Source organism: Streptococcus sp. 1559 (assembly GCF_013276735.1).
Taxonomy (GTDB): domain Bacteria; phylum Bacillota; class Bacilli; order Lactobacillales; family Streptococcaceae; genus Streptococcus; species Streptococcus pseudopneumoniae.
This window is the reverse complement of record NZ_VMLO01000076.1, coordinates 1-18,861: the sequence shown is the minus strand read 5'-3', so window position 1 is coordinate 18,861 and position 18,861 is coordinate 1. Positions and strand designations below refer to the sequence as shown.

At 40.3% G+C, this 18,861-nt stretch carries 10 protein-coding genes and 3 pseudogenes; all 13 read left to right on the top strand.

The window, feature by feature from the left end; translation table 11 throughout:
• The first annotated feature begins 193 nt into the window (after nucleotides 1-193).
• The 13 genes and pseudogenes from ccdA2 to HT688_RS09085 all read left to right on the top strand — a co-directional run bounded on the left by ccdA2 (nucleotide 194) and on the right by HT688_RS09085 (nucleotide 18,797).
• Nucleotides 194-904 carry a thiol-disulfide oxidoreductase-associated membrane protein CcdA2 gene (ccdA2, locus tag HT688_RS09140; protein ID WP_000509841.1) on the top strand — a complete coding sequence of 237 codons (711 nt, stop codon included), beginning with the start codon at nucleotides 194-196 and terminating at the stop codon, nucleotides 902-904.
• 19 nt (nucleotides 905-923) lie between these two features.
• Nucleotides 924-1,490 carry a redoxin family protein gene (locus HT688_RS09135; RefSeq protein ID WP_000759276.1) on the top strand — a complete coding sequence of 189 codons (567 nt, stop codon included), beginning with the start codon at nucleotides 924-926 and terminating at the stop codon, nucleotides 1,488-1,490.
• Nucleotides 1,491-1,500: 10 nt separating this feature from the next.
• Nucleotides 1,501-2,613, top strand: a complete 1,113-nt coding sequence (gene msrB / locus HT688_RS09130; protein WP_172923713.1) for a peptide-methionine (R)-S-oxide reductase MsrB — start codon at nucleotides 1,501-1,503, stop codon at nucleotides 2,611-2,613.
• Nucleotides 2,614-2,950: 337 nt separating this feature from the next.
• Entirely contained in the window at nucleotides 2,951-3,688 is a 738-nt protein-coding gene (locus HT688_RS09125; RefSeq protein WP_000222621.1) for a response regulator transcription factor, read from the top strand.
• Nucleotides 3,685-5,376, top strand: coding sequence for a cache domain-containing sensor histidine kinase (locus tag HT688_RS09120; protein WP_138701779.1), 1,692 nt, complete (start codon nucleotides 3,685-3,687; stop codon nucleotides 5,374-5,376). The genes HT688_RS09125 and HT688_RS09120 overlap by 4 nt, the downstream gene beginning before the upstream one ends.
• Nucleotides 5,377-5,490: 114 nt before the next feature.
• Nucleotides 5,491-6,054, top strand: coding sequence for a TIGR01440 family protein (locus HT688_RS09115; protein WP_166727395.1), 564 nt, complete (start codon nucleotides 5,491-5,493; stop codon nucleotides 6,052-6,054).
• A gap of 21 nt (nucleotides 6,055-6,075) precedes the next feature.
• Nucleotides 6,076-13,086, top strand: coding sequence for a ZmpA/ZmpB/ZmpC family metallo-endopeptidase (locus HT688_RS09110; RefSeq protein ID WP_172923712.1), 7,011 nt, complete (start codon nucleotides 6,076-6,078; stop codon nucleotides 13,084-13,086).
• A gap of 73 nt (nucleotides 13,087-13,159) precedes the next feature.
• On the top strand, nucleotides 13,160-14,881 hold the full coding sequence (gene pabB, locus HT688_RS09105) for an aminodeoxychorismate synthase component I (RefSeq protein WP_050266146.1): 1,722 nt from the start codon (nucleotides 13,160-13,162) through the stop codon (nucleotides 14,879-14,881).
• Nucleotides 14,882-15,499, top strand: a pseudogene (locus HT688_RS09100) (alpha/beta fold hydrolase).
• A gap of 49 nt (nucleotides 15,500-15,548) precedes the next feature.
• Nucleotides 15,549-16,220: pseudogene (locus tag HT688_RS12065) on the top strand (excalibur calcium-binding domain-containing protein); the annotation flags it as partial.
• 27 nt (nucleotides 16,221-16,247) lie between these two features.
• Nucleotides 16,248-16,796, top strand: a pseudogene (ldcB, locus tag HT688_RS12060) (LD-carboxypeptidase LdcB/DacB); the annotation flags it as partial.
• 104 nt (nucleotides 16,797-16,900) lie between these two features.
• The gene (locus HT688_RS09090) at nucleotides 16,901-17,860 is read left to right on the top strand and encodes an ROK family glucokinase (protein WP_000078575.1); all 960 of its coding nucleotides are present in this window, start codon (nucleotides 16,901-16,903) and stop codon (nucleotides 17,858-17,860) included.
• Between the two features lie 97 nt (nucleotides 17,861-17,957).
• Nucleotides 17,958-18,797, top strand: coding sequence for a thymidylate synthase (locus tag HT688_RS09085; protein WP_172923711.1), 840 nt, complete (start codon nucleotides 17,958-17,960; stop codon nucleotides 18,795-18,797).
• Nucleotides 18,798-18,861 lie beyond the last annotated feature (64 nt).

The following is an 18,861-nucleotide window of genomic DNA, read 5'->3' as shown; positions in this document are numbered from 1 at the left end:
AAAGCGCATAGTATCAAGGTTCTATAAAGCCTTGATACTATGCGCTTTTGTGCTTTGACAGTTTTTGTATAGTTTTTGTCCAAGATTTCTAAATCATCTGATTAAATTCCTATTTTTCCCTATCATTGTCCCTGTTTTTTCGAAAATGGAAGGAGTATAATAAATCTATCAATAAAATGATAGGAGGAACTTTATGGGTCATATTTTCTTTTTTCTAAGTGTCTTTTTGGCAGGGATTCTATCCTTCTTTTCTCCTTGTATCTTACCCTTGTTACCAGTCTATGCAGGGGTGTTACTAGATGATAAGGATAGTGCTCAGGCTTCTAGTGGCAAATTTTCCATCTCAGTTGTTAGTTTATTACGAACTCTGGCCTTTATAGCAGGAATTTCCTTTATATTTATTTTGTTGGGCTATGGAGCTGGTTTTTTAGGCGACTTGCTTTATGCTTCTTGGTTCCAATATGTGACGGGTGCGGTTATCATTCTCTTAGGCTTGCACCAGATGGAGATTCTACACTTTAAGGGGCTTTATAAGGAAAAGAGGTTACAACTGCAAGGACAGGGGCAAAATGGTAAGGGCTATAGTCAGGCATTTTTATTGGGCTTGACCTTTAGTTTTGCTTGGACGCCTTGTGTGGGGCCGGTTCTTGGCTCTGTTTTGGCCTTGGCGGCTTCAGGTGGCTCAGGTGCTTGGCAGGGAGCGGGTCTCATGTTGGTGTACACGTTGGGCTTGGCGCTACCATTCTTGCTTCTAGCTCTGACCTCTAGTTATGTTTTGAAACATTTCCGAAAACTTCATCCCTATCTCGGAATCCTCAAAAAAGTGGGTGGTTTTCTCATTATTGTGATGGGACTCTTGGTTCTGTTTGGAAATGCTTCAATTTTAAGTCAATTATTTGAATAAAATGGAAAGGAATATCAATATGAAAAAATGGCAAACATGTGTTCTTGGAGCAGGTTCGCTCCTTTGTTTGACGGCTTGTTCAGGCAAGTCCATGACTAGTGAACACCAAACGAAAGATGAAATGAAGACGGAGCAGACAGCTAGTAAAACAAGCGCAGCTAAAGGGAAAGAGGTGGCTGATTTTGAATTGATGGGAGTAGATGGCAAGACCTACCGCTTGTCTGATTACAAGGGCAAGAAAGTCTATCTCAAATTCTGGGCTTCTTGGTGTTCCATCTGTCTGGCTAGTCTTCCAGATACGGATGAAATTGCTAAAGAAGCTGGCGACGACTATGTGGTCTTGACAGTAGTGTCACCAGGACATAAGGGGGAGCAATCTGAAGCGGACTTTAAGAATTGGTATAAGGGCTTAGATTATAAAAATTTCCCAGTCCTAGTTGACCCCTCAGGCAAACTTTTGGAAACTTATGGTGTTCGTTCCTACCCAACTCAAGCCTTTATAGATGGTGAAGGAAAATTGGTCAAAACGCAACCAGGTTTTATGGAAAAAGATGCGATTTTGCAAACTTTGAAAGAATTAGCCTAGGAGGTGTCCTATGAATGATAAGCTAAAAATCATCTTGTTGATAGGAGTATTTTTCCTAGCCATAACCGGTTTCTATTTTCTATTGATGCGAAATGCAGGGCAGACAGATGCCTCGCAAATTGAGAAAGCGGCAGTCAGCCAAGGAGGAAAAACAGTGAAAAAAACAGAAATTAGTAAAGACGCAGACTTGCACGAAATTTATCTAGCTGGAGGTTGTTTCTGGGGAGTGGAGGAATACTTCTCCCGCGTTCCCGGAGTGACAGATGCCGTATCAGGCTATGCAAATGGTAGAGGGGAAACAACCAAGTACGAATTGATTAACCAAACAGGTCATGCGGAGACTGTTCATGTCACCTATGACGCCAATCAAATTTCTCTCAAGGAAATCCTGCTTCACTATTTCCGCATTATCAATCCAACCAGTAAGAATAAACAAGGAAATGATGTGGGAACCCAGTACCGTACCGGTGTTTACTACACAGATGACAAGGATCTAGAGGTGATTAACCAAGTCTTTGATGAGGTGGCTAAGAAGTACGATCAGCCTCTAGCAGTTGAAAAGGAGAGTCTGCAGAATTTCGTAGTGGCTGAGGATTACCACCAAGACTATCTCAAGAAAAATCCAAATGGCTACTGCCATATCAATGTTAATCAGGCGGCCTATCCTGTCATTGATGCCAGCAAATATTCCAAACCAAGTGATGAAGAATTGAAAAAGACCCTGTCACCTGAGGAGTATGCAGTCACCCAAAAAAATCAAACAGAACGGGCTTTCTCAAACCGCTACTGGGATAAATTTGAATCTGGTATCTATGTGGATGTGGTAACTGGCGAACCTCTCTTTTCATCAAAGGACAAGTTTGAGTCTGGTTGTGGCTGGCCTAGTTTTACCCAACCCATCAGTCCAGATGTTGTCACCTACAAGGAAGATAAGTCCTACAATATGACGCGTATGGAAGTGCGGAGCCGAGTAGGAGATTCTCACCTTGGGCATGTCTTTACGGATGGTCCACAGGACAAGGGCGGCTTACGTTACTGTATCAATAGCCTCTCTATCCGCTTTATTCCCAAAGACCAAATGGAAGAAAAAGGCTACGCTTATTTACTAGATTATGTTGATTAATACTCTTCGAAAATCGCTTTAAACCACGTCAGCGTCGCCTTACCGTGGGTAGGGTTGAGACGGAGCAAAAACTCAATTTGAGGAGAAAATAAAGCAAATTTTCTAACAATAAAACACATAATATCAAGGATTTTTAATACCTGATACTATGCGTTCTCTAATTTAAAAGACTTTTTGCCCAGTCTCTCCATCCACAACCCCAAAGCCGTACTTTGAGCAACCTGTGGCTAGCTTCCTAATTTGCTCTTTGATTTTCATTGAGCATAAGAAGGTTTTCCTAAGCAGTTAGAGGAGAATTTTGCTATACTGATACTAGTAAGTGGTAAAGGAGAGAAGCATGACCTATACAATCTTAATCGTAGAAGATGAATATCTGGTAAGACAAGGTTTGACTAAACTGGTCAATGTAGCAGCCTACGATATGGAAATCATCGGTCAGGCTGAAAATGGAAGGCAGGCTTGGGAATTGATCCAAAAACAGGTGCCAGATATCATTTTAACCGATATCAACATGCCTCAGCTAAATGGCATCCAGTTGGCCAGTCTGGTTCGGGAAACCTATCCTCAGGTGCATCTAGTTTTTTTGACTGGCTACGATGATTTTGATTATGCCTTGTCTGCTGTCAAACTCGGTGTGGATGACTACCTGCTCAAGCCCTTTTCTCGTCAGGATATTGAGGAAATGTTGGGGAAAATCAAACAAAAACTAGACAAGGAAGAGAAGGAAGAGCAGTTACAAGATTTATTGGCCGATAAGTTTGAAGGAAACATGGCCCAGAAAATCCAGTCCCATCTGGCTGATAGCCAGTTTAGTTTAAAGTCTTTGGCCAGTGACTTAGGTTTTAGTCCGACTTATCTGAGTTCCTTGATTAAGAAAGAGTTGGGCTTGCCTTTTCAGGATTATCTGGTGAGAGAACGTGTCAAACAAGCCAAGCTTTTGCTTTTAACTACAAATCTGAAGATTTATGAGATAGCTGAAAAGGTTGGTTTTGAAGATATGAACTACTTTACCCAACGTTTTAAACAGATTGCAGGTGTGACACCTCGTCAGTTTAAGAAGGGAGAAGGCCGATGAAGCGTTCTTCTCTCCTAGTCAGAATGGTTATTTCCATCTTTTTGGTCTTTCTTATTCTCCTAGCTCTGGTCGGGACTTTCTACTATCAATCTAGTTCTTCAGCCATTGAGACCACCATTGAAGGCAATAGCCAAACGACCATCAGCCAGACTAGCCACTTTATTCAGTCTTATATTAAAAAATTAGAAACCACCTCGACCGGTTTGACCCAGCAGACGGATGTCCTAGCCTATGCTGAGAATCCCAGTCAAGATAAGGTCAAGGGAATCCGAGATCTATTTTTGACCATCTTAAAGGCAGACCAGGACTTGAAAGCAGTGGTTTTGGTGACCAAATCTGGTCAGGTCATTTCTACAGATGACAGTGTTCAGATGAAAACTTCTTCAGATATGATGGCTGAGGATTGGTACCAAAAGGCCATTCATCAGGGAGCCATGCCCGTTTTGACTCCAGCTCGTAAATCAGATAGTCAATGGGTCATTTCTGTCACTCAAGAACTTCTTGATGCAAAGGGGGGCAATCTTGGCGTGCTTCGCTTGGATATTTCCTACGAAACTCTGGAAGCCTATCTCAACCAACTCCAGTTGGGGCAGCAGGGCTTTGCTTTCATTATCAATGAAAACCATGAATTTGTCTACCATCCTCAACACACAGTTTATAGTTCGTCTAGCGAAATGGAGGCCATGAAACCCTATATCGAGACAGGTCAGGGCTATACGCTAGATCACCAATCCTACGTCAGTCAGGAAAAGATTGCAGGAACTGATTGGACGGTGCTTGGCGTGTCTTCGCTGGAGAAGTTAGACCAGGTTCGGAGTCAACTCATGTGGACCTTGCTTGGGGCAAGTGTCACATCTCTTCTTGTCTGTCTCTTCTTGGTTTGGTTAAGTCTTAAACGCTGGATTGCTCCTTTAAGGGACTTGAGAGAAACCATGTTGGAAATTGCTTCTGGTGCTCAAAATCTTCGTGCCAAGGAAGTTGGTGCCTATGAACTGAGAGAAGTAACTCGCCAATTTAATGCCATGTTGGATCAGATTGATCAGTTGATGGTAGCTATTCGTAGCCAGGAAGAAACGACCCGTCAGTACCAACTTCAAGCCCTATCAAGCCAGATTAACCCCCATTTCCTCTATAACACTTTGGACACCATCATCTGGATGGCTGAATTTCATGATAGTCAGCGAGTGGTGCAGGTGATCAAGTCCTTGGCGACCTATTTCCGCTTGGCACTCAATCAAGGTAAGGACTTGATTTGCCTGTCTGATGAAATCAATCATGTCCGCCAGTATCTCTTTATCCAGAAACAACGCTATGGAGATAAGCTGGAATACGAGATTGCTGAAAATCCTGCCTTTGATAACCTAGTCTTGCCCAAGTTGGTTTTGCAACCTCTGGTGGAAAATGCTCTTTACCATGGTATCAAGGAGAAGGAAGGTCAGGGACATATTAGAGTTTCTGTTCAGAAACAGGATTCAGGATTGGTCATCCGCATTGAGGATGATGGAGTTGGCTTCCAAGATGCTGGTGATAGTAGTCAAAGTCAACTCAAACGTGGGGGAGTTGGTCTTCAAAATGTCGATCAGCGTCTCAAACTTCATTTTGGAGAACATTACCAGATGAAGATTGATTCTGCACCCGACAAAGGAACGACGGTTGAAATATACATAAATAGAATAGAAACTAGTTAACTCCCAGTCAATTCTGGGAGTTTTATGCGTAATTGGGCAAGCTTTCCAGGTCGTCTATCTTGCTAAAAACAAGAAAAAACGGTATGATAGATAGTGACAAAAGAGGTAGCAGAGATGAACGAGACACAGATTCAAAGAGAAACACGTCAGATAGTGAAAGATGTTTTAGAAAAGGCCAATTTGAAGCAAGGATCTATCTTTGTTTTGGGTCTTTCCTCTAGTGAAGTGATAGGTGGTCAGATTGGCAAGGAATCCAGCCAAGAAATTGGCGAAATCATTGTGAAGACCATCCTAGATCTCCTAGAAGAAAAAAGAATTCATCTAGCTGTTCAAGGCTGTGAGCATGTCAATCGGGTTCTCGTCGTTGAACGTCAGATGGCAGAGCAGTTTGGTCTGGAAATCGTCAGTGTCCTTCCTACTCTCCATGCAGGAGGTTCAGGTCAATTGGCAGCCTTTAAGTTTATGCAAGATCCAGTTGAGGTTGAATTTATCAAGGCTCATGCTGGATTGGATATCGGAGATACTGCAATTGGTATGCATGTCAAGCATGTTCAGGTTCCGATTCGCCCTCTTTTGAGAGAGATTGGTCATGCCCATGTAACGGCGCTGGCTAGTCGTCCAAAATTAATCGGAGGTGCGCGTGCGCACTATCCGCAAGATTCTATCAGAAAGTCGTGAGAATAAATAAAGGAGATGAAAGTGTTTAAAAAAGACCGTTTTTCAATTCGTAAGATTAAGGGAGTTGTAGGTTCTGTATTTCTTGGAAGCCTTTTGATGGCTTCTTCTGTAGTGGACGCAGCCACCTATCACTATGTAGATAAAGAGGTTATTTCACAAGAAGCTAAAGATTTAATCCAGACAGGAAAGCCTGATGGAAATGAACTTGTTTATGGTTTGGTGTATCAAAAAAATCAGCTGCCACAAACAGGGACAGAAGCATCTGTTTTGACAGCTTTTGGTTTGCTGACTGTTGGGAGCTTGCTTTTAATCTACAAGAGAAAGAAAATTGCCAGCGTCTTTCTAGTTGGAGCTATGGGATTGGTAGTCCTTCCTAGTGCAGGAGCTGTAGATCCAGTTGCTACTCTAGCACCGGCTAGTCGAGAGGGTGTTGTTGAAATGGAGGGTTATCGTTATGTTGGTTATCTATCAGGTGACATCCTCAAAACGCTTGGCTTGGACACTGTTTTAGAAGAAGACTCAGCTAAACCTGAAGAGGTAACTGTGGTCGAAGTTGAGAATCCCCAAGTAACAACAAATCAGGAGCAAGATAAGCCAGAAAACCGAGCAGTAGAGACAGAGGAAGCTCCTAAAACAGAAGAAAATCCAAAGGAAGAACAAGAACCTAAATCGGAGGTAAAACCTACTGACGAAACCCTTCCTAAAGTAGAAGAGGGGAAAGAAGATTCAGCAGAACCAGCACCAGTCAAATCGGAAAGTCAACCATCAGACAAACCAGCTGAGGAATCAAAAGTTGCAACTCCAGTAGAACAACCAAAAGTCCCAGAACAACCCGTGCAACCTACACAACCGGAGCAGCCAAGGATACCAAAAGAATCATCACAACCAGAAGATCCTAAAGAGGATAAGGTATCGGAAGAGACACCGAAACAAGAAGATGCACAGCCAGAAGTAGTAGAAACAAGAGATGAGGCTTTTAATCAACCTGTTGAAGAACTAAAAGTGGAAACGCCTGCTGTAGAAAAACAAACGGAACCAGCTGAGGAACCAAAAGTTGAACAAGCAGGTGAACCAGTCGCGCCAAGTGAAGGCGAAAAGGCACCAGTCGCGCCAGAAAAGCAACCAGAAGCTTCTAAAGAAGAGAAGACTGCGGAAGAAACACCGAAACAAGAAGAACAACCAGTAGAAGCTCAAGTTGAACCAGAAAGTCAACCAACAGAAACTTCACCAGCTGCTCAACCAGCAGAACATCAGGACGAAGAAACAAAAGTAGAACAGCCAGCAGTAGAACATAAAACAACTCCTGAAGAAGGTGTGTTAAATGTAATAGAAGTTAAGTCTGAAGTTATAGTAACTAAAGAGCCTGTGCCTTTTAAGACAGTTGAGCAAGATGATGAGAACCTCGCTAAGGGAAAAACAAGGGTTATTCGAGAAGGTGTTGCTGGCGAACGCACTATTTTAACTGAAGTCACTACTACTGATGGTAGACAGTCCAGTAAAGTACTAGAGGATACAATAACAACCAATCCAGTAGATGAAATAAAGGGTGTTGGTACTAAAGAACCAGTTGATAAAAGTGAGTTAAAGAATCAAATTGATAAAGCTAGTTCAGTTTCTCCTACTGATTATTCTACAGCAAGTTACAATGCTCTTGGATCTGTTTTAGAAGCTGCAAAAGGTGTATATGCTTCTGACTCTGTAAAACAACCTGAAGTAGATAGCGAGACAGCTAAACTTAAAGATGCTATCGACGCTCTTACTGTTGATAAAACAGACTTAAACAAAACTATCGAAGATGCGAAATCAAAAACTAAAGAGCACTACAGTGATGCATCTTGGACAAACCTTCAAAATGTATTAGCCGAAGCGAAAAAAGTTACAAGCAAACCAGAAGCAAAACAAAGCGAAGTTAATCACATTGACGAAAAACTTAAATCCGCTATTGCTGGATTAAATACAGATAAGACTGAACTTGAAAAACAACTGAATCTTGTAAACGAAAAAACTCAAGCTGACCACAGTACTACATCTTGGAACACTCTAGAAGAATCGAAAAATGCCGCTCAAACTGTAAAAGATAAGGCTACCTCTACTCAAGCTCAAATCGACGAAGCTACTAAAAAACTTAAAGCTGCTATTGACGCTCTAAGCGTTGATAAAACAGACTTAAACAAAACTATCTCTGATGCGAAATCAAAAACTAAAGAACACTACAGCGATGCAACTTGGGCAAATCTTCAAACTGTACTAGCTGAAGCTGAAAAAGTTACAAGCAACCCAGCAACAAAACAAAGCGAAGTAAATCACATTGACGAAAAACTGAAAGCTGCTATCGCTGGTTTAAATACAGATAAGACTGAACTTGAAAAACAACTTGCTGATGCTCAGTCTAAGACTGCTACTGACTACAGTACTGTATCTTGGAGCGCTCTAGAAGAGGCAAAAAATGCCGCTCAAGCTGTAGAAGATAACGCTACTGCTACTCAGGCTCAAATCGATGATGCTGCTAAAAAACTGAAATCTGCTATCGATGCTCTTACTGTTGATAAAACAAAATTACAAGAACAAATAAAAGATGCAGAAATTAAACGAGAAGCTGACTATAGCCCTAATACTTGGAATGAATTTAAAAAAGCTGAAATAAAAGCTAAAGAAATCAACAACCAAACTACTCCACTTCCTAAACAAAGTAAAATAGATGCGACTACTCAAGCTCTTCAAGACGCTATTAAAGCTCTTGCTGTAGATAAAACTGCATTACAAACGGCTATTAACACAGCTAACAGCAAACGTAAAGAAGAATACACTACTCAAACATGGAAATCTTTAGAAGACACTCTTACAGCAGCAAAATCTGTAAATACAGATAAAACTGCTACTCAAAGTAAAGTAGATGAAGCTACTAGAAGATTAGAAGAAGCTATCAAAAACTTAGTTCCATTATCTGCAAAACCAGTATTAACATTTGTAAATACTGATAAGAAAGTATTAGATAAAGAAGTAGTTGCTAAGTATTCTCTAGAAAATCCTACTAAAGCTAAAATCAAATCAATCACAGCTACCCTGAAAAAAGATGGACAAGTTGTTAAGACTGTGAATCTAACAGAAAATAATCTAAATGCGTTATTAGACAATGTAGAATACTTCAAAGAGTATACTCTATCTACTACTATGGTTTATGATAGAGGTAATGGTCAAGAAGAAACTGAAACATTAGAAGATCAACCAATTCAATTAGATCTTAAAAAAGTTGAAATTAAAAATATTAAAGAAACAAGTCTAATAAGTGTTGACGATGAAGGTGTTGAAACTGACTCAAGTTTACTTTCAGAAAAACCAACGAATGTTGCTTCACTTTACCTACGAGTTACAACTCATGACAACAAAGTTACAAGACTTGCTGTTGACAAGATTGAAGAAGTAGAAAAAGACGGAAAAACTTTATATAAAGTTACTGCCAAAGCACCAGACTTAGTTCAACGTAATGCTGATAATACACTTAGCGAAGAGTATGTTCATTACTTTGAAAAACAAAAAGCAAAAGAAGGTAATGTTTACTACAACTTCAACGAGCTTGTAAAAGATATGAAAGCTAACCCTAGCGGTGAGTTCAAACTTGGTGCAGATCTAAATGCAGCTAATGTACCAACTCCAAATAAAGAGTATGTTCCTGGTATATTTAAAGGTAAGTTATCAAGTGTTGACGGACAACGTTATTCAATTCACAATATGTCTCGTCAATTATTTGGTGGTATTGAAGGTGGTTCTGTTAAAGATGTTAATTTAGCTAATGTTGATATCAACATGCCTTGGATTGACAATATTTCTGCACTTGCCAGAACTGTTAAAAATGCTACTGTTGAGAATATTAAAGTAACAGGCAGTATTCTCGGTAGAGATGGAATTGCTGGTATTATTAATAAAGGAGATACGGGAGCTCAATTAACAAATGTTGCATTCATCGGTAATCTTACGGGTGTTGGTAACAGAGGTTGGGATTTCGGTGGTATTGCCGGAGAGCTTTGGAAAGGTAATGTTGATAAAGGATATGTAGAAGCTGATATAGTTGCTAATAAAGCTCGTATCGGTGGATTTGTTGCTAGATCAAATAACAGTGGGGATCCTAACGGAATTGGTAAATATGGTTCTGTTCGTAATGCTGTTACTAAAGGAACTATTAAGGTAAATACACCTGTTGAAGTAGGTGGTTTCCTTAGTAAGAACTGGGCATGGGGTAAAGTTGCAGACTCTGTGTCTATGATGAAAGTTGAAAATGGTGAAGTGTTCTATGGATCTAAAGATATTGACGCAGATGGTGGATACTTCTCAAATAACGCTTTAGAACGTAACTTTATCGTAAAAGATGTAAGTACAGGTAACCGTTCATTTAAATTCTCTGTTTCTAACAGAATTAAAGAAGTTTCTCAAGACGAAGCTGACCAGAAAATTGCAACATTAGGAATTACAGCTAATGATTATGTTATCAATCCTCTTATTTCAGATACATTAAATAATGTTAAGCCAAAATCTGACACTTACAAAGATATTCAAGATTATGATGCATCTCGTGAACTTGCCTACCGTAATATCGAAAAACTTCAACCGTTCTACAATAAAGAATGGATTGTAAACCAAGGAAATAAATTAGCTGCTGATAGTCATCTTATGACCAAGGAAGTCCTATCAGTTACTGCTATGAAGGGCAATGCCTTTGTAACAGAATTGGCTGATGCTGACCACATTTTGGTGCACTATGCTGATAAGACCAAAGACATCTTTACTGTTTCGCTGAAAGAATCTAATGTCAAACAAGTGAAAGAGTACAGCATTGCTGAACTCGGAGAAGTTGTCTATACGCCTAATATCGTTGACAAAGACCGTAGTGATCTTATCAATGCTATCGTTGAAAAATTAAGCCCAGTTGAGCTACAATCAGATCCTATCTACACACACCTAAATAGAACCGGTCCTAACAAAGTAAATGCGATTAAGAACCTTTACCTCGAAGAAACCTTCAAAGAAGTCAAGGATAATCTGGCGAAATTTGTGAAACAGTTGCTTGAAAATGAAGATCATCAATTAAACACAGATGAATCTGCTAAACGCGCCTTGATCAAGAAGATTGATGACAATAAGGCTGCTGTTCTTCTTGGATTAGCTTACCTAAATCGTTACTACGGTGTTAAATTCGATGACTTTAATATTAAAGAATTAATGCTATTCAAACCTGACTTTTATGGTAAAAATGTTAATGTGTTAGACTTCTTGATTAAGATTGGTTCTAAAGAAAATAATATTAAAGGTAACAGAACGTTAGAAGCTTATCGTGAAGTAATTGGTGGAACGATTGGTATCGGTGAGTTAAACGGTTTCTTAAACTATAATATGCGTTTATTCACAGAAGAAACTGACATCAATACTTGGTATAAAAAAGCTGTATCGCATACCAACTATATTGTTGAAAAACAATCCTCAAACCCTGCGTTTGCCAACAAGAAATATCGCCTTTATGAAAACTTGAACAATGGTGAACATGGTAAATACATTTTACCACTTCTCACTACGAAGAAAGCTCATATGTTCTTGATTTCAACCTATAATACATTAGCGTTTAGTGCGTTTGAGAAATATGGTAAGAATACAGAAGCTGAACGTGAAGCGTTTAAGAAAGAAATCGATTTACGTGCTCAAGAGCAAATTAATTACTTAGACTTCTGGTCAAGACTTGCAGCTGATAATGTACGTGATAGATTGTTAAAATCTGAAAATATGGTTCCGTCTGCAATTTGGGATAACCAAGAAGTTCCAGGCCATGGATGGGCTGATAGAATGGGGCATAATAAGAATGGTGACTATGCTCCGGTTCGTGAGTTCTATGGACCTACAGGTAAATGGCATGGATATAATGGTACGGGTGCATATGCTTATATCTTTACTAATCCACAAAACTCAGAAGCTGTGTATTATATCATATCTAGTATGATCAGTGATTTCGGTACTTCTGCATTCACTCATGAAACGACACACATTAATGACCGTATGGCCTACTTAGGAACATGGCGTCACCGTGAAGGAACAGACGTTGAAGCCTTTGCTCAAGGTATGTTACAATCACCATCAGTTTCAAATCCAAATGGAGAATATGGTGCCTTAGGATTAAACATGACTTACGAACGTAAAAATGATGGAAATCAAATTTACAACTATAATCCGAATGTGTTAAATAGTCGTGAGAAAATCGATCACTACATGAAGAATTACAATGAATCCATGATGATGCTTGATTACTTAGAAGCTGAGTCTGTCATCAAGAAAAATACTGGAACAAATGATAAGTGGTTCAAGAAGATTGATAAGAAATATCGTGAAAAAGCGGATCGCAATGGCTTAGTTGGTGAACCACATCAATGGGATTTAGTTCGTGATTTGAATGATGACGAAAAGAATACGAAGCTGACAAGTATTGATCAACTGGTTGATGGAAACTTTGCAACGAAACATGGATTACCAGGAAATGGTCATTACCGTACTGAAGGATTTGATTCTGCTTATACTGTAGTAAATATGATGACAGGTATTTATGGTGGTAATACAAGTAAGAGTGCGGTTGGTTCAATCTCATTCAAACATAATACCTTCCGTATGTGGGGTTACTTCGGTTATTTAGACGGATTCTTAGGTTATGCATCAAACAAATACAAACAAGAATCTAAAGCAGCAGGTAATGTAGGTCTTGGTGATGACTTTATTATTAATAAAGTTTCTAACGGCAAATTCCAAAGCTTAGAAGCATGGAAGAAAGCATGGTATCATGAAGTACACGAAAAAGCCCAAAGAGGTTTTGTTGAAATTGAAATCGATGGTCAAAAGATTTCAACTTACGCACAACTTCAGACCTTATTTGATGCCGCGGTCGAAAAAGACCTTCAAGGTAATGATTTCAAGAATACTGTGGATCTTAAATGGAAAGTTTACAAACAACTCTTGCAGAAATCAGATGGATTTGCTGGTGATTTATTCACTAAAGCATAATCAATAGTAAGAAAACAATAAAAAGGTAGATCAGCTTTTGTCTGTATCTGCCTTTTTATGCTATACTTAAGGTATGCATAGAAAAACAGTGATTGATTTTAGGGCTTTGGGGGAGAGATACATCTTTACCCAGCCTATTAAAGAGTTGAAAACGAGAAATGTAGAAGAAGTGGCAGATTTGCTGGCACAAGTGGAAAGCTACCAAGAGCAAGGTTATTATGTGGTGGGCTATGTCAGCTACGAGGCTGCACCTGCTTTTGAGGAAAAATTAGCAGTTCACAAGGATCCCCTACTGGGAGAGTACCTGCTTTACTTTACTGTTCATGATAGCGTAGAAACTTCCCCTATTCCTCTGACTTATGAGGATATTGATTTGCCCTCAAATTGGCAGGAAGTGACGTCTGCAGCAGACTATGAAAAGGCGATTGCCCAAATTCACCATCATTTGCGTCAGGGAGACACCTATCAGGTCAACTACACCGTCCAACTCAAGCAGGACTTAAGTGCCAATCCTTTTGCCATCTACAATCGTATGGTGGTAGAGCAGGAGGCGGGCTACAATGCCTATGTGGAACATGACGATATGGCAGTAATTTCCATGAGCCCAGAGCTCTTTTTTGAGCAAAATGACCGCGAATTGACAACACGACCAATGAAGGGGACGACTCAGCGTGGCATGACTGACAAAGAAGACTTGGAGCAGGCCAGTTGGTTGGAACAGGATCCTAAAAATCGCTCTGAAAATATGATGATTGTGGACCTCTTGCGCAATGATATGAACCGTATTTCTGAAGTGGGGAGCGAGCACGTGGAGCGTCTGTGTCAGGTAGAGCAGTATTCAACGGTTTGGCAGATGACTTCGACCATCAAGAGTCAGTTGCGAGAGGATGTGAACCTTGTTGAAATTTTCCGTTCTCTCTTTCCTTGTGGTTCCATAACGGGAGCTCCGAAAATTGCGACTATGGAGATTATCAAGGACTTGGAGCCACAACCGCGTGGAGTCTACTGTGGAACGATTGGTCTCTTGCTTCCAAATGGACGACGGATTTTTAATGTGGCCATTCGTACCATTCAACTTCACAAAGGTCAAGCAATCTATGGAGTTGGCGGAGGCATTACATGGGATAGCACTTGGGAATCTGAATACCAAGAGGTTCATCAAAAGGCAGCTGTTCTCTATCGTAAACAAGCTCGTTTTCAGCTAATTACTACTGGGAAAATCAGCCAGAAGAACCTGCTGTTTGAAGCACAACATCTGGAAAGGCTGAGAAAAGCTAGTCGCTATTTTGCTTCTCCTTTTGATGCAGAAGACTTGAAACAAAAGATAAAGGAAGAGTGTCAGGATTGTGATGTTAATCAAGATTACCGCTTGCGAATTAGCCTTAGCAAGTCTGGAGAGATAGAAGTCAATCGTCAAGTATTAACACCTCTCAGTCGAACCTTCTGCTATGCCCAACTCTGTCTTCAGGAAGCCAATTTGCAACAAGCATTTACCTACTTCAAAACAAGCCACCGACCTCACTTGGGCCTAAGGAAGCAGGAAATTATTTACCATAATGCAGCTGGAGAGCTATTGGAAACCTCAATCGGAAATTTGGTTCTGAAAATTTCTGGGAGACTCTACACACCGCCTATCGAACTTGGAATCTTGCCAGGAATTTACCGTCAGCATTTGCTAGAAACAGGACAGCTAGAAGAGAAAGTCTTGACCTTGGCAGATTTAGCCCAAGCAGAAGCTATTTACGGCTGTAATGCAGTGAGAGGCTTGTATGAATTAAGCCTAGAGGATAACTAGATGAAACTGGTATTTTTACACGGGTTAGGGCAGTCAGCAGAGAGTTGGAAAGAAGTTCGGAATCTACTGACAGATTATCCTTCTGAGGCTATCGAGTTATTTCCTTCTGGAGTTAGCAACTATCAAAAAGCCAAGGAGCGAGTTTATCAGCAACTAGCTCAAGAGACAGAACCTTTTGTTTTGATTGGATTGGATTGTCCTTAGGTGCTGCCCTGGCATTAGAACTATCTTGTTACGATTTACCAAATCTTCGAGCTTTGATTCTGTCAGGATGCCCGCTTAAATTGTCCGGTAATATCCTATTTTATCTTCAGTTGCTGATTTTTAAACTACTTCCCAAAAGAGTATTTGAAAAACAGGGAGCAGACAAGACTTTTATAATAGGTATTTCCAAAGAATTGAAGACACTTGACTTAACGGATATAGCAGGGAATTGCCCCTATCCAACCTTACTAATTTGTGGCAGCAAAGATAAACCGAATCTTAGTTCTATGAGAAGTCTTCATAAACTAATATCAGAATCCCAAGATTATCCCAGATGGCCCTCATGTCTTGAATAAGGAAAAACCAAAGGAGTTTGTAGAAAAGACCAGAAGTTTCCTTGAATTGCTGAAATAAGTTTGATAAAATAATATTGAAATCGATAACATCGTTAGAGGAGAAAGTAATGAACAAACGTCTATTTTTAAAAATGAGTCTGGTGACGTTGTCAATTTTAGCCTTGTTTTCACAACCTGTGTTAGCAGAGGAAAACATTCATTTTTCGAGTTGTAAGGAAGCTTGGGCGAATGGATACGCGGATATTCATGAGGGAGACCCCGGTTATTCTGCCAAGTTATACCGTGATCATGACGGTGTGGCTTGCGAATTGAAAAATGCTCCTAAGGGTGCTTTTAAAGCAAAACAAGAGACTACAACTCAAACTGATACAACTTCATCCACAGCAAGTGGTTGGGTTAAGCAGGACGGTTCTTGGTACTATTTTGATGGAAATGGAAATCTAGTGAAAAATGCATGGCAGGGAAGCTATTACCTGAAATCAGACGGGAAAATGGCCCAGAGCGAATGGATTTATGATGATTCTTATCAGGCTTGGTATTACTTGAAATCAGATGGTTCGTATGCTTATAGTACATGGCAAGGAAATTACTATTTGAAATCAGATGGTAAAATGGCTAAAGGTGAATGGGTTTATGACTCTTCTTACCAAATTTGGTATTATTTGACATCAGATGGATCTTATGCTTATAATACATGGCAAGGGAATTATTATCTAAAATCAGATGGTAAAATGGCTGTCAATGAATGGGTTGATGGTGGACGTTATTATGTTGGTGCGACTGGTTTGTGGAAAGCTAATTCAAAAGTAAGCAATAAAGGGTTCTATTATAGCCTTCAAGGAAAGTATGATGAAATCATAGTTGCCAATAAACATTATCCTATGTCTAAAGATTACTATCCAGGTGAAAATGCTACTGCAAAAGCAGCCTTTTTAAAACTGATTGCACAGATGCAGAAGGAAGGATACGCTATTAGCGATAATTATAGTGGCTTTAGAAGTTATGCAACTCAAGCACAATTATATCAAAGTTATGTGAACCAAGAGGGCCAGGCTGCTGCGGATCGTTATTCCGCCCGTCCTGGATATAGCGAACATCAGACAGGACTTGCTTTTGATGTGATTGGCACAGATGGTCAATTAGTTGAAGATGCTGGTGCGGCTCAATGGTTATTGGATTATGCACCAGACTATGGTTTTGTTGTTCGCTATCCCCGTGGAAAAGAGAGTGTCACAGGCTATATGCATGAGGAATGGCATTTACGTTACATTGGAAAAGAAGCAAAAGAGATTGCTGCAAGTGGTTTGACACTGGAGGAATATTATGGATTTGATGGTGGAGATTATCTGGATTAAAAATCTATATTAGCTAAATGCAAACCTTTGCATAAATGACTGAAATTTGTTATACTAGTACTGTAAGCATTTTCAATTACTAGACAATGAAAAAGGAGAGTATGATGAGTCAAAAGATTATTGGGATTGACCTTGGTGGAACTTCTATCAAATTTGCAATCTTAACAACAGCAGGAGAAATCCAAGGAAAATGGTCAATCAAGACCAACATTTTGGATGAGGGAAGTCATATCGTTGATGATATGATTGAGTCTATTCAACACCGTTTGGACTTGCTTGGATTGGCAGCAGCGGACTTCCAAGGCATTGGAATGGGATCACCAGGTGTGGTTGACCGTGAAAAAGGGACTGTTATCGGTGCCTACAACTTGAACTGGAAAACCCTTCAACCAATTAAAGAGAAAATTGAAAAAGCCTTGGGTATTCCATTCTTCATCGATAATGATGCCAACGTGGCAGCTCTTGGTGAGCGCTGGATGGGTGCTGGTGATAACCAACCAGATGTTGTCTTTATGACACTTGGTACTGGTGTTGGTGGCGGTATCGTCGCTGAAGGCAAATTGCTTCACGGTGTTGCTGGTGCAGCAGGTGAGCTGGGCCACATTACTGTTGACTTTGACCAACCAATCGCATGTACTTGCGGTAAGAAAGGCTGTCTTGAGACAGTTGCTTCAGCAACAGGGATTGTCAACTTGACTCGTCGTTATGCAGATGAATATGAAGGCGATGCAGCCTTGAAACGATTGATTGATAACGGAGAAGAAGTAACTGCTAAGACAGTCTTTGACCTTGCAAAAGAAGGAGACGACCTTGCTTTGACTGTTTACCGTAACTTCTCACGTTACTTGGGAATCGCTTGTGCTAACATCGGTTCAATTTTGAACCCATCAACAATCGTCATTGGTGGTGGTGTATCAGCTGCAGGAGAATTCCTTCTACAAGGTGTTCAAAAAGTTTACGATGAAAATAGTTTCCCACAAGTACGCACATCCACTAAATTAGCTCTTGCAACTCTAGGAAATGACGCTGGAGTTATTGGAGCAGCATCACTTGTTTTACAATAAGATAAAAAAGGAGAAAATAGCTTTCTAGAAGCGAGTGATTTTCCTCCTTTCTTTTTTTATGCTATACTAGTTAGGACAATAAATGAGGTGAGAGTAAATGACAAAAGCAGATACGATTTTTAAAGAGAATATTGAACGAATCCTCAAAGACGGTGTCTTTTCTGAGCAGGCTCGTCCCAAGTACAAGGATGGGACAGTTGCCAACTCCAAGTATGTAACGGGTGCCTTTGCAGAGTATGACTTGGCCAAGGGGGAATTCCCCATTATAACTTTACGCCCTATCGCCATCAAATCCGCCATCAAGGAAGTGCTCTGGATTTACCAAGACCAATCTAATAGCTTAGAGGTACTAAATGATAAGTACAATGTTCACTACTGGAATGACTGGGAAGTGGGGAATACAGGAACCATTGGTGAGCGCTATGGTGCTGTTGTTAAGAAACACGACATCATCAATAAGCTTCTCAAGCAGTTGGAAGCCAACCCTTGGAACCGCCGAAACATCATCTCCCTTTGGGATTACCAAGCTTTTGAGGAAACAGACGGCCTTCTTCCGTGCGCCTTTCAGACCATGTTTGATGTCCGCCGTGTAGATGGGGAAATCTATCTGGATGCGACCTTGACGCAACGCTCCAATGATATGCTGGTGGCCCACCACATCAATGCTATGCAGTATGTGGCTTTGCAGATGATGATTGCCAAGCATTTTGGCTGGAAGGTTGGGAAGTTCTTCTACTTTATCAACAACCTTCATATCTATGACAATCAATTTGAACAAGCTCAGGAATTGCTTCGTCGTGAGCCGTCTGACTGCCAACCTCGCTTGGTTTTAAATGTTCCTGATGGGACTAATTTCTTTGATATCAAAGCAGAAGATTTTGAGTTGGTGGATTATGACTCTGTTAAGCCGCAGTTGAAGTTTGACCTAGCCATTTAATACTCTTCGAAAATCTCTTCAAACTACGTCAGCGTCGCTTCATCAACAACCTCAAAACCATGTT

Coding starts and splice junctions, on each gene's coding strand:
- msrB (WP_172923713.1), top strand. CDS start 1,501: ATGAATGATAAGCTAAAAATCATCTTGTTGATAGGAGTATTTTTCCTA.
- HT688_RS09135 (WP_000759276.1), top strand. CDS start 924: ATGAAAAAATGGCAAACATGTGTTCTTGGAGCAGGTTCGCTCCTTTGT.
- HT688_RS09115 (WP_166727395.1), top strand. CDS start 5,491: ATGAACGAGACACAGATTCAAAGAGAAACACGTCAGATAGTGAAAGAT.
- HT688_RS09125 (WP_000222621.1), top strand. CDS start 2,951: ATGACCTATACAATCTTAATCGTAGAAGATGAATATCTGGTAAGACAA.
- pabB (WP_050266146.1), top strand. CDS start 13,160: ATGCATAGAAAAACAGTGATTGATTTTAGGGCTTTGGGGGAGAGATAC.
- HT688_RS09120 (WP_138701779.1), top strand. CDS start 3,685: ATGAAGCGTTCTTCTCTCCTAGTCAGAATGGTTATTTCCATCTTTTTG.
- HT688_RS09085 (WP_172923711.1), top strand. CDS start 17,958: ATGACAAAAGCAGATACGATTTTTAAAGAGAATATTGAACGAATCCTC.
- HT688_RS09090 (WP_000078575.1), top strand. CDS start 16,901: ATGAGTCAAAAGATTATTGGGATTGACCTTGGTGGAACTTCTATCAAA.
- ccdA2 (WP_000509841.1), top strand. CDS start 194: ATGGGTCATATTTTCTTTTTTCTAAGTGTCTTTTTGGCAGGGATTCTA.